We start from the raw sequence: 12,688 nt of genomic DNA on the forward strand, positions 1-12,688 counted from the left end.
TTATTATGCCTCCTGGACGTGATGAACCAAATTCAACGCCACCAGAGCCCCCAATTGACGCTTAATGATGGCATTATCGGGCGCCAATTGGGCTGCTCGGCGAAGCATGGCTTCTGCCGCGGCGTAATCCTTATAATCTCTCAGCGCCAGACCATATTCGTGATAAACACGGTAATCCTGGGGGGCAAGCCGGAGAGCTTGTTGAAAAACCTCAAATGCCTTGTAGGCTTCGCGACGTTGCAAATAAACTCTGGCCATGTTCAGATAGGAATCCAGATGAGCAGGGTTAATCCGTATCGCTTCACCCAAATGATAAAGTGCCTTGTCAAGTTGGCCTTTCTGAGCACAAATTCTGCCCATCAAATCATGCAAATTTCCCTGTTCTGGGGCATTTTGTAAACCCCTGAGCGCGTATTGTTCGGCCTGATCCGCTTCACCCATCATCCAATAAGCGTGAGCTGCCATATCCAACATCGTCGGATGGTTCGGCTCTTGATCTAAAACGCGTTGAACGATTGGTAAGGCTTGAGGTAACCCATCTATTTCACTAATCAGGCGGGCTTTTTCGGCCAATAAGATCGAATTTTCCCCCCTTTCAAGAATCGTCTGGTCTAAATAAGCCAGGGCCTCATCCTTGCCCAACCTCCGCTCCAGATACGCCACCCGCAATAACACCGCCTCGGGGTCATTCCCTTCTTGCTCCACCAAAATTCGGCTCATTGCCTCGGCAAGTTCCCAGTTTTCTGACGCTAAAGCTGCCTTTATCCCGAGTTTTAATAATAGGCTATGAGCGGGAAACTTTTCCAAGAATTTTTGCACTAATTCATTGACTCGCTCTGCTTCCCCCATGGTGAGCATTACTTGTAAATAGGGAATAATGACGTTGAGGTCTTCAGGAGAAACCTGAAGTGCCTTTTCTAAATGTCCTAACGCCAAGGATTCTTGATGAACTTTGACATACAATTTAGCCAGAGTTATACGCGCTTCCACTTCATCGGGTCGTTCTTTCACCAAACGTTCCAAATATACGATAGCCCGTCGCTGGTCTTCAATATCAACCGCCAATTGTGCTGCTTCCTTCAACCAACGCCATTCTTCTGGCCAAAGGTTCAGGGCATGATCAAAGGCTTCTAGCGCAATTTCGGGACTATTGGCGACCCGGGCGCTTCGTGCCAACGCCGCCATCAAGGGTGGAAAATCGGTTAATACTTCCAGCGCCTTCAGGGCCCATGACACCCCTTTCTCAGGCGCCCACGTTCCCAGGAAAGTAGCCGCATAAAATCCTACCCATGGGTCATCCTCGAACCGTTCAACTACTTTTGCTGCCCCGGGTAAATTCTTCAATTCCGCTAGCGCGGTCAGCAAGACTATCGCACGCTCGGAATTAAGGGGAAGCCCTATCAATGCGCGAATATTGGCGTATGAAGGAGCAAAAGCGCACTCACCCAATATGTGCCATTCCTTTACTGCTTCTATTTGGGTAAGGGAACTCAATATGTTTAGTGTCTGTTCAAATAACAGGGAGGAATTTAGGGTATCGTCAGGTCGGTGTTGCGAGATATCAAGCGCATCGGCCCACCGAATCGCCATCTTCGCCGCCAGATACCCTTTGGCTAATCGCCAATGCACCAGAGGAATCCGGGAATATTGCTCAGCATTAGCCTTTAATGCGTCTATCCCATCATCCCAATCCAATACGGACAATGCTGCCTCACCCAGCCACCCCCACTCTAACCCCATCTCAGCCACATCCAGTTGTCCGATCCTGGCAGTCTGAAATACCGGTTTCAATTGATAATAAATGTCTTGGGCCTCGCGCCATCGTCCCAAAGCGGCAAGGTGGCGTATATGAAGCGCCAACACTCGAGGATGATTAGGATTATATGTCAGGCTTTTCTCTAGCCAGTTTTGAGCTCCATCCCAATCGCCCTCATCAAGTCGAATCTCGCCGCAAAGAACAGCCAAAAGGACTAACCACTCTTGATCTCCTTCGGTACCTAATGTCAAGTCGTTGAATGCAGCCTCAGCCAGAGCCTCGGCCTCCCCAAAGCGCAGGATCGCTTGACCCAGCAGTGCCGCCCAGGCCCGATAGGCAGCTTTTTGTGGCTCAAGATTTACCGCTTGTACGGAATGGACATAAGCCCCCTCTACGTCTCCTGAGTCAAAGGCAAGTCGCGCATAACGGAAATGTGAAGACCCCCAAGAATACTCAATCCCACAACGAAGGAGCATTTCCCTTGTCCAGTCATCTTGGATTAAAGTGTCAAGATTTTCAACGTGTGGCTTATGCCGAAAAACATCCTCTAAAACCGTCAGGGCCTCCGCCGTTTGAGACTCTTGCACTAACCAATGGGCATGAACCAATTTAATCGGTATCCACTCAGGGTTTTGCGCCTGACATTGCGAGAGGATCGAACGCGCCGTTTCTCGCTCCCCGGCCAAATGATACAGTAACGCAACCTGCAACTTCCGTTCTATATCCAGTGCCGGATCGCCATCACCGTGTCGGCTCAAGGTGCGAGCAGCCAGTAAATAGTCCCCACACGCATATAAACGCCGGCTAAGAGGTGGAACAACTTCAGGCTCTAGGTTGGGCTGCGAAGCAAGGTTCACCAAAATTTGGATGGCTTGTTCGGCTTGACCAAATTGCTCCAAAGCATCAGCTAAACGCAACCAGTGGAGTGAGGATTGAGGTGCAAGTGTTGTGGCCTGCTCAAGACCTCTTACCAATCCCTCAGTCCATTGGTCCCGTTCTGCGTAGGAAATTATCCACTCAATCGTTTCCCAGTGATCAGAGAAGCGGTTAAGAAGGTCGCGGGCACTCTCCCGGGCGGCAGCGGTAAGCCCCAATTGAGAGAGAGCCTCAATACGCAACGCATGCAATCGAGGCCATTCCGGACAAAGGTTAATGGCGTCTTCTATTGCTGCTAACGCCACCTCGGGTTGTCCTTGCAAAAGCGCGCAGAGCGCAAGGCCACCTAGAAGAACGGCTTGTTTATTGGAATCAAATGAGATTGGGGCATTTTCCAAACTCTTAAATATCTCATAAGCCATTTCTGGCATCTTCAAAGCCAGATAAACACACCCAAGCAGCAATTGGGCTTCGTGATGCTCGGGCTGCTGAGCCAGAAAATACTGAAGCCAGTGACGGGCTTGTTCTAGTTCTTCGGACGTGGCCCGGTGTTCAAGACTTAAAAGATCTGCTTCTTCACGCCAAAACGTTTTTAGATAAAACCAAATCCAATCCGGCTTTACGTCGCGATGATGTAAAAGTGGAACCATCAACGCCCTAACTTGCCGAGGATCTGTACCTAAGTAATATTGGAGATAAGCATTGATAAAGAGGAATTGGGGATCATTTGGCCACCGAGACAAGGCACGAGTCAAAATGCTCTGCCCTTCCTCAAAATACCCCAACTTCATTAGCGTTTCGATCAATGCTGTATTAATCTCATAAATATTGGGTGAGGAGGCATAGGCGCGACGCAGGTAGATCAACGCTTCAGAAATCCCGCCTTGTTCTAAAAGTGCCTTTCCCAGCGCAAAATGGATCTCTGATGAAGAGGGTAGAATAATCGCAGCGCTCCTCAAGGTTTCAATCGCTTTGGATGACTCACCTTGGGATTGATAAAATTCCGCCAATTTTACCCACGGGTAAGGTTCGTGGGGACTGAGAAGAGTCGCTTGTGTAAGGACGCGTGCGGCTTCTTCTTGCTCTCCATTAAGCATCAGGACAACCCCAAGATGGGCATAAGCCATGCCGTTATCAGGGAATTTTTCTAGAACTTGTTGACAAATGGTTAGAGCCTCCTGGTAAGATCCCGCCAGGATGGCACAATTGATCCATGCCATTTGATCTTCGCAGTCAGGCGCTGAGCCAGAATTCGCCACAATATACCGCCACTCCTCCAATGCTTGCGACCAAGCCGAAAGGTGTTCATAAGCCTTAGCCAGTTTTCGCCGCAGAGGTAACGATGTGGGAAAGAGAACAACTCCTTGAAGACCGTAAACGACCGCCTGATGATAATACCCTGCTTGGTCGCATAGATCACACATTAGAAGCAAGACCTCTTCCGAGGGTGCTGTAATTTCCAAAAATCGCTGTCCCACTATAATTCCGATCTCAGCCAAGCCCAATGTTCGCAATGCACGAAGAAGAGGGCTTGGATCTATTTTCCCTAGCCAGATCATGATTTTTTGAAGGTGGGTTGCGTCTTGATCCTCCAACCATGTGCGCAACCGCTCCTCCACAATCGCACGCTGTTCCGGGGTCAGCCTCTTATTTTCATTTGCCAACTGAAAAATTTCATACCAAATAGGTGGAGTCTCCCCACCCTTGCTTACCCAAGATGACCGAGACTGTGGAAGGAATACCAATGCGTCTTCCCATCCCCACGTTGAAAAACAGTCCTGTAATTCCTCTGAGCATATTAATTTATCTGCTTGTGAAAGGTCCTCCCCCCCAGGTGTTACTGCAATTTGTTGTAGGGCTACACCCGCCCTCCAGTATTCAAGGAGGGACTGCAATTTTCGATACTGCTCAAGACTACGCGCTGGCATCCCAACCAGATTGAACAACAATGCCATAGCATGCAACCAGAAGGCACGTTCTTTCAGGTCAATCCATCCAGATAAAGTAGGATCATCACCTTCGCTAATGGATTCCAGCGTCACTTTTGAGTTCACAATAACGTGACCAGCAGCAGTTCTGGCTAATTCTTCGCGTCCTCTTTGTAGGATAAACCACGGCCATTGCACCTGCTGGGACAAAGGCTGGCCGCAAATTAAAGGCTGTAAATAATCCCATTGCTCTTCATCAGAAAGCGGTTGACTCAGGATGGTGTGTAAGTTGAGGTGATAACACAAAGGCTCAGGGAGATGGGCTAAAAATTCAAGTAATGAGCGGGGGGACTCCAAATACGCCCACAGACAAACTAGAGGCGTGTTCCATCGCTCGGGGTCTAGTTCAAATTGTGCATTTGAAAAAACTTGTTCCCAGGGGGACTCCTGGTGACGACGCCATAATTCCAGGGCAATCAAAGCCGCTTCTCGCAAGGTTTGCGGCCTATAACCTCGTTCGAGCCGCCCCAAAAGCGCCACTCCCTCACGTTTTAGCGATTCTTCCTGTGATAACTGCTTAAGGGTTCCATTGTCTGCAACCTGATAGATGGGCCGAAGCATTGCGAGCGCCAATCTTCCCGGCATCCAATCCATACGGGTATTTCGTTGATCTCCAGCAATACCCCCAATTAAACTAGCCTCTTGAAGGCTTTTCCATAATAGCGGATCCTGTTTTAAGGCACGCAGCACTAGCCTTTGTTCGGACTCCTTTAGAGACGCACGTATTGACTCCAAGAGCGACTTCATGGCGACCCTGCCTGTTTGAAAAAATGGATGACTCAAAAGGCTACACAATGCGCGTGACCAATAGATAAGACGCCAGCATTAACAACATTCCCACTAGCATCAGAAAGACACCAATCCCTGCCGTGGTGTGTACCAACTGATTTAGCGATTCGATTAGTGTAGCCGCATTCCCAACCAAGCCGGCAATTTCCTCGCTGACCCCCTTTTGGATCATTTTGGCTGTTTGGGTTGCCAGGCGCTGAATATCATTTCCCAATACACGCGAGGCCAATGTGATTAATCCAACCAAAAAACACACGACCCCTAATACAAGCAGGAGGCCTGCCAATGTAAAGAAGAAATCGTTTTTAGTCATTTCAAAAAGCATCATTCCCATCCTCCTGTCTAACCAGACCTGATGATGGGAATGATGCAAGAAACGTGCCAGGCAGCCGATACGACTTACTAAGGCTGAATCACATCCGCAGGCAAATCACCTAAGTCTATGACATGTCCATTACAAAACAGCATGGCTCGCTCAATGGCGTGATTCAGTTCACGGATATTACCGGGCCAGTCGTAACGAATCAATGCCTCCATCGCAGATGGGGTGACATCCTGCACATTCATACCAAGTTTAGCGTTATGATGTCGGATAAAGTAGCCTACCAACTCAGGAATGTCCTCTTTTCGCTCCCTCAAAGGTGGGAGATGCAAATCCACCACTTTTAGCCGATAGTACAGATCTTGGCGAAATTGTTGCAACCGTATCATCTCTTGAAGGTTGCGATTCGAAGCGGCAATGATTTGCACATCCACTTTAATCATTGTAGTTCCCCCCACCCGCCGTATGGCTTGTTCCTCTATGGCCCGTAAAAGTTTTGCCTGCATGTCCAACGACATCGAAGAAATCTCATCCATGAACAACACCCCGCCATCAGCCACTTCGATAAGACCATGTTTGCGCTTCTCTGCCCCGGTAAAGGCTCCGGCTTCATGACCGAAGAGCTCCGATTCAATCATTGTGGGTTGAATAGCGGCACAATTAATGGCAATATACGGCTTTGAGGCGCGAGGGCCATTCTGATGAATAAAACGCGCCAGAACATCTTTGCCTGTTCCGGTCTCACCTGTAATGAGCACTGAAACTTGTGCCTGAGCCGCTTTGCGTGCCTGCAGAATGACCCTCTGCATGGCGGGACTTTTTCCGATAATAAAATTGACTCCCCGTGTTTGGGTTTCCCGCCAATGCGCGAGTTCGCGCCGCATATAAACGACCTCGCTGGCGCGCTTGACCGAGTCAGCCAGTTGCGAGAGTTGAAATGGCTTGGTTACGAAATCGCTCGCTCCATTCCGCATTGCCTCCACCGCCATTTCGATATCTCCATAAGCCGTAATCACAATCATCGGCGGACGGAAAGGCAGCCGGTGGCTTTCAAGAAGCAAGTCTGGGCCATAACCATCGGGCAATTGAACATCCACAATAAAAATATCCCCCTCCCCCCGTTCTAAGCAAGCGCGGGCTTCCGCTAATGTGCTAAAACCAAGAGTTTCATATCCTAATGAGTTCAAATGCTCTAAGATGTTTAGTCGCGCGTTATCCTCATCTTCGACGACGACAACCGTGATTGCCATTACGCCTAACCCTCTTCTTCTGGAATTGCCGGCAAGTAGACGTGAAAAACCGTACCGCCGGGGAATGAACTGACCTTAATAGTACCATGGTGAGCGGTAATGATCCGCTTGGTAATGGGCAAACCCAATCCCGTACCGTGAGGTTTGGTCGTCACAAAGGGCTGAAAGATGCGATCGCGAATTTCCTCCGGTATCCCAGGTCCATTATCGGTAACCGTAATCTCTACCTGAGGGCGTAGCGTTTCCGAGTAATTACGCTTTACCCGCACCGACAACACACCGCCCTCTTGACTCATCGCATCCATCGCATTGCTTATTAGGTTCATGAACACTTGCTCCAACGCTCGCCAGTCACCCAAGACCTTTGGAACATTGTCATCTACCTGCACAATGGGCATGATCTTCAGCCGCGCCATCCGCGGACGCCATCGTTCTACCAAGCGGCTCACGACTTCCCCGATGTTTACAGGCTCCTGTTTGGGTTCATAGGGCTTGGAAAGGCTCTTCAAGGCTTCCATTTGGTGAGCCAGGCGATTGCAATCAGCTTCCATACGGGCGATTAAGTCTCGATGTGGACTATCCTCACCTAATCGGGTGGCGAGCAATTGCAATCCGGTAGATATCCCGTTAAGTGGATTGAGAACTTCATGTGCAAACACCCCCATAAATTCGCCTAAGAACGCTCGCTGTTCTAATTGGCGAGTTTGGGCACGGATTTGCTCATTCTCGCTGATGTCGTTAATTAAAACCACCACTGCCTGGACCTTGCCATCCCGCTCAACTGGTAGGATCTTGAGATCGGCAGGAAACGATTGGCCATTTCGCCGATGCAAAGTGATTCCAGGAAGCGATGGGAAGCTCTTACCATGGCTAGCGCTGATCAGGGCCGGCATTAAGCGATCTGGGCTAATTAAAATATTCTCTACTGCATGCCCAATAACCTCGTTTCGGGTATATCCGAACATCATTTCTGCGGTCGTGTTGAGATCTTCAACCAACAATGCAGTATCGAGAACAACAACGCCCTCGTGACTGTTTTCAACAATCGTTGACCGGATTTGTTCTTGGTGTTGATAAACTGCTTTTTCTACATGCAAGGACTCACTGAGCAGAAAGTGTTGAATAAGTACATCAATATAACCTGCAACCATTGTTGCTACTTCCAATAAAAATGGAGGTGGCGATTTCTCCCAATCTGCCACCACAAGCAGCCCCACCATCGCTTGCTCAAGGCCAATCGGAGCACTGACCACATAACTCAAATTCCGCATACGAGCAATACGATGGGTCTCAGTTATGATTCGCTTACCCGGTATCCAAACCGTGCTTGTCGCCAAACGGATCAAATCGGTTGTAGGCAAAGTTTCCGGGAACAACGATTCGTTACCCACATACGCCATACGTTGAAGAGCCGGAAAGCGACTGTCCGCCCGATAGACCCCTACGTATCCCACTTCAAAAAGGCGAGCCAGCAAATTCGCCGCCTCCCAAACGCCCCGATCAAGGTTGGGTAAACGAAAGAGGCGCGGCAATTCCCCAAATGCCTCTAATACCTGAAGCCACCATCGCTGCATTGAGATTGATGGATCTTCGCTGGGTGAAATACGCACAACGGCCCAAGGTTCTGGAAGGCCGAGGGGTACCCACCGACCTACTACACTAAGCACATTACCGTTCTTCGATTGAAGGGTGAGGTTAACGTCAGTGGCATCGGCATAATCCGTGATGTTTTCTCCCCCCAAGATGTCTTCGGGAGATTGCTTTAGAAGTTCGCTAAGATAATAACCACTCAATTCACAGAACCGCGGCGTTGCATATAAGATGCGATTCTGACGGGTATCAAAGAGCATGATGGGCTCGCGAGATAGATCCAAAAGCAGGATGAGGCTACGGAAAAGGTTACTCTTAGTGTTTCGCCCAATAGGATAAAACGTCATCAGTGCTTCCACCGCGAATCTTTATTATGGAGTAGAAGAGCGTAGAGAGGATCGGCGCAAATGGGCCGGTAATATACCTTCCATCATACGATATTTCGCCACAGTCCGTCGCGCCACCTTAAACCCCTGCTGCCTCAATCGCTCAGCTAATTCAGCGTCGCTTAGAGGCGACGATTCGCTGGCAATGATTTCACGCAACGCACTTCTGACATTGCTATTCCGGTCAAAGAAAGACGCCAACGGCACGATACGCTTATTAGGCAATTGCACATTCTTCTGTGCCACGGCTCTGGAGATGGTTGACTCGTGAAGGCCGAGTTCGCGTGCAATCTGATTGCGCGTTATCGGTCGTAAATAACGCTCTCCTCGCAGAATATAATCGCGTTGTAACTCAACAACACGGCGCATCAATCGCAGTAACGTGTGGTTTCGCTGTTGTAGGCATTTGATGAAAAGCGATGCTCGCTCCAAGTCATTGCGTAATTCCTCGCGTGTTTCGCCTTCCGCCTGGAACAATGCCTGCCGATAAATAGGATTGATCCGTAAAGTTCCCCTCAACGGTAAGATAATCTCAACCACAAGTGGCCCCTGTGGATCATCATTGAGATGTGAAATAATCACATCTGGTGTCAACGTGCGCTGGGATACTTCAGACGGGGTGCGAATATCCCCCCAATGCCCTCGCGCAGGGTAGGGATTTAGATTCTCGCTTATAAAACGAGCCGCCTCTTTTACCACACTGAGGGGTAGGTGTAGTTTGCGTGCCAATTCAGCATAATGACGTTTCCCCAACTCATCAAGTCCATCTTGAATTAGTTGAGCCACGGCCTCTGGAACTGCTTGATTTTCACCCAAAACCTCCAACTGCACCAACATGGCTTCTTGAGGGGTAAACGAACCAACCCCTATCGGATCTACTCGCTGAATAGCCCTCCGCACCCGCTCCACCCGTGAGATAGGAACATGAAAATAGTTTGCCACCTCTTCCAAATCTACGCTAAGTAAACCATCTTCATCCAAATGCATGACGAGGTGAGCCGCAATAAGTTGGTCTTCATGCGAAAGATCAAAGATAACTTGGCGGAGCACATAATTGGGCAAGCTAAGAGGCTCAGAGAAGAACCGTTCTTCGGGCAAATCATTATTCTCTTCATCTGCGTGCTCACCGGAGAAAGAAGGCAAGAAATCATCACGCGACGAAATAAAAACCACAATCTCATCCGGATGGTTTTCGCGCGGTTTACTACATATCGGGCAAGCGCTTTCGTTCGGTCGTAGCAGACGCTGGCACATTGGACAGCGTCGCTCTTCGGTCAATTCCAGCGCAGGGTTGGCCAATTCGGCCTGGATCTTCTGCCACAATTCTTCCACAGACTGATGCAACAGCGACATCGTCTGTGTCAAGTGCGCGGTGATGATCGTACGGGTTGATGTTTGCTGAATCTGATACATTGCAAATCTCTATATCTTACACAAGTATATGCACAAGTGATTCGAGTTGCAAGTTTTATGCCTGGTTCAAAATAATAAAAGCCCCCGCTTGCAAGACAAACGGGGGCAACGAACTTGCCCTCAAGGGTTCAATATATGTCGTTAACGGTGTTGAAGACGTTAAATTTTCCTGTGGGTGTGATCAGATTAGGTATCCGAGCCTTTTCTTGGAGTGTGCGATCATCATAAATGACAATCTCACCTGTCTGACCTGGCTTATCTGCCGTCCCCCATACGCTCACCCAAACTTCGCTTCCCTGACGATTGTATTCAAAGTGGGTCGCACGACCATAATTTGCCACTTCCCAGCATTTATAGGGCTTAGAAGGATCTGCTTTCGCCACAACACAGATGGTGCGTGCCAACTGAGGATCGGAATTGAGAGTCATATCAACCCAAATCCAGGGGCTAGTGGGATGTGTCTTAATAAACAAACTCCCTGCCCCGGGCAAGGTGATTTCACGCACCGCTTTCCAAGCATAATCTGGATGCCCTAACGGGTCGGTGCCAATGGATGTAATTGCCGCATCGCCCAAATGCCCTGTGCTCCATACCGGACCAAACTGCGGATCTACCCAATTAGCCCCCCGTCCAGGATGCGGCACCGCTGGGGTATCTACTAAGGCCACCAACTTACCCTCAAGTGCATCCACCACGGCCACCTTATTGGACTGATTGGCCGCGACCAGAAAGTATCGCTTGGTCGCATCCCATCCCCCGTCATGCAGATAGCGCGCGGCCTCAATCATTTTGATCGTGGGATTACGCGGATCGCTGTAATTCACCAACCAAATTTGCCCGATTTCCTTTACATTAACGATCCATTCAGGCTTGAAATGGGATGCCACGATGCTGGCGACTCGGGGTTCGGGATGAAATTCCTCCGTATCCACAGTGTATCCCCGAGTACTCACAATCTTAAAGGGCTCAAGTGTTTGCCCATCCAGGATCACGAAGTGCGGTGGCCAATAACACCCAACAATGGCATAGCGGTCGGTAAAGTCTCCCAACTCCCCTTTGTACTTACTAACCTCGACGGACCGAGCATCATAGCATGTTTGGACCTCGGCGACTTTTTGGGGGATCTCAGACCACAAATCTATCACAGATAGACGTCCGTCGCGCCCAATCACATAGACATAACGACCCGTGGCCGACATACGTGAAATATGCACCGCATAGCCAGTATCAATTTTCGTCACAACTTCATAAGTGTCACCATCAATAACAGCCACCTGACCAGCATCGCGTAACGTGACCACGAAGTAATTTTGCCAATCCCGCCCGGTCTGAGGTTGAGATGGTCGCTGGTCTGGGGGAACCATAACTTTCCAGGTTTGTTTCATCTGATCGAGCGACATCTCTGGTGGGGAAGGGGGCTCCATTTGCAAGAATTTAGCCATAATTTCGGTTTGCTCTGGCGTAAAGAACCCTTGTTTTCCCCAGTCTGGCATGCCTCGGGGTGTACCATTGAAAATAATAGTGGCTAAAGCCAGCGTTCCCTTGGGTTGAGTCACATCCGGGGTAAGTGCAGGTCCTGTAGCGCCCTTACGCAGTGTGCCATGGCAACCCGCACAACGCTCAAAATAGACCTGTTTTGCCCATGAAAACTCCTCATCGCTCAGCAAAGAAGCCGAGATGGAAACTGGGGTTGTCTCAATTGGTGTCGCATGCACGGTCTCTTCAGGGCGATGGTAGAGATATTGCACTATGGCTTCTATCTCTGCGGGGGTTAAGAGCGTGCTCAAATTCGCTGGCATTAACCCTTTTTGACAAGGGGCACCATTGCAATCCGAAGGCACATAAGCATCTGGATCTACTATGGCTTCGCGTAAATAATCCACAACATTATGAGCCCTACCTTGGTACTCTCCTGACTTAAGACGTTTCTCGGCTACCTCCGCAATTTGGGACAAATCTGGGCCAAGGGTGCCCTCAGCACCCGGAACACCAGGAATAACGTGACAGGCACCACAACCACCTTTTTTGAACCCCTCTAAAGCCAAATTAGCGAATGCCTCTTCGGTAGTCGGCGAGGCAATTTCAACGGAGGAAGTAGGTAGAGACGGCGTTGAGGGTTTACCACCACAAGCCGCTAGCCCTACCGCAACCAACATCATTGCCATCCACAAAAACCCTTTCCGCTTCATAGTTGCTCCTTGAGAGTATAAAATAGGAAAACAGAGTTGAATTATTAAGAGGAGATCCGCCCCATTACTCAGAATAGAAGAATTGGGCGCTTTTAATATTGCGCTAGAGCAAAGAGCTCACAATATTTT

General features: G+C 49.4%; 6 protein-coding genes. All 6 read right to left on the reverse strand.

Annotated features, from left to right (window positions below; all coding sequences use genetic code 11):
- Positions 1 to 3: 3 nt before the first annotated feature.
- Positions 4 to 5,181 (reverse strand): tetratricopeptide repeat protein, encoded by a 5,178-nt coding sequence (locus QYE77_RS02460; RefSeq protein WP_315623763.1) that lies wholly within the window; start codon positions 5,179 to 5,181, stop codon positions 4 to 6.
- A gap of 226 nt (positions 5,182 to 5,407) precedes the next feature.
- Positions 5,408 to 5,737: a hypothetical protein gene (locus tag QYE77_RS02465; RefSeq protein WP_315623764.1), complete on the reverse strand. Its 330-nt coding sequence runs from the start codon at positions 5,735 to 5,737 to the stop codon at positions 5,408 to 5,410.
- A gap of 74 nt (positions 5,738 to 5,811) precedes the next feature.
- Complete coding sequence (locus QYE77_RS02470) at positions 5,812 to 6,981, reverse strand: sigma-54-dependent transcriptional regulator (RefSeq protein ID WP_315623765.1); 1,170 nt, start codon at positions 6,979 to 6,981, stop codon at positions 5,812 to 5,814.
- 5 nt (positions 6,982 to 6,986) lie between these two features.
- Positions 6,987 to 8,918 (reverse strand): ATP-binding protein, encoded by a 1,932-nt coding sequence (locus QYE77_RS02475; RefSeq protein WP_315623766.1) that lies wholly within the window; start codon positions 8,916 to 8,918, stop codon positions 6,987 to 6,989.
- Positions 8,919 to 8,942: 24 nt separating this feature from the next.
- Positions 8,943 to 10,370 carry an RNA polymerase factor sigma-54 gene (locus QYE77_RS02480; RefSeq protein WP_315623767.1) on the reverse strand — a complete coding sequence of 476 codons (1,428 nt, stop codon included), beginning with the start codon at positions 10,368 to 10,370 and terminating at the stop codon, positions 8,943 to 8,945.
- A gap of 128 nt (positions 10,371 to 10,498) precedes the next feature.
- Complete coding sequence (locus tag QYE77_RS02485; protein ID WP_315623768.1) at positions 10,499 to 12,559, reverse strand: cytochrome D1 domain-containing protein; 2,061 nt, start codon at positions 12,557 to 12,559, stop codon at positions 10,499 to 10,501.
- Positions 12,560 to 12,688: the final 129 nt, after the last annotated feature.

The organism is Thermanaerothrix solaris, from assembly GCF_032334255.1.
Classification (GTDB): Bacteria; Chloroflexota; Anaerolineae; order Anaerolineales; family Anaerolineaceae; genus Thermanaerothrix; species Thermanaerothrix solaris.

Excerpts from the sequence above, each read along its gene's own strand:
- QYE77_RS02460 (WP_315623763.1), bottom strand. The coding sequence starts at position 5,181 with ATGCTTCGGCCCATCTATCAGGTTGCAGACAATGGAACCCTTAAGCAG.
- QYE77_RS02465 (WP_315623764.1), bottom strand. The coding sequence starts at position 5,737 with ATGATGCTTTTTGAAATGACTAAAAACGATTTCTTCTTTACATTGGCA.
- QYE77_RS02470 (WP_315623765.1), bottom strand. The coding sequence starts at position 6,981 with ATGGCAATCACGGTTGTCGTCGTCGAAGATGAGGATAACGCGCGACTA.
- QYE77_RS02475 (WP_315623766.1), bottom strand. The coding sequence starts at position 8,918 with ATGACGTTTTATCCTATTGGGCGAAACACTAAGAGTAACCTTTTCCGT.
- QYE77_RS02480 (WP_315623767.1), bottom strand. The coding sequence starts at position 10,370 with ATGTATCAGATTCAGCAAACATCAACCCGTACGATCATCACCGCGCAC.
- QYE77_RS02485 (WP_315623768.1), bottom strand. The coding sequence starts at position 12,559 with ATGAAGCGGAAAGGGTTTTTGTGGATGGCAATGATGTTGGTTGCGGTA.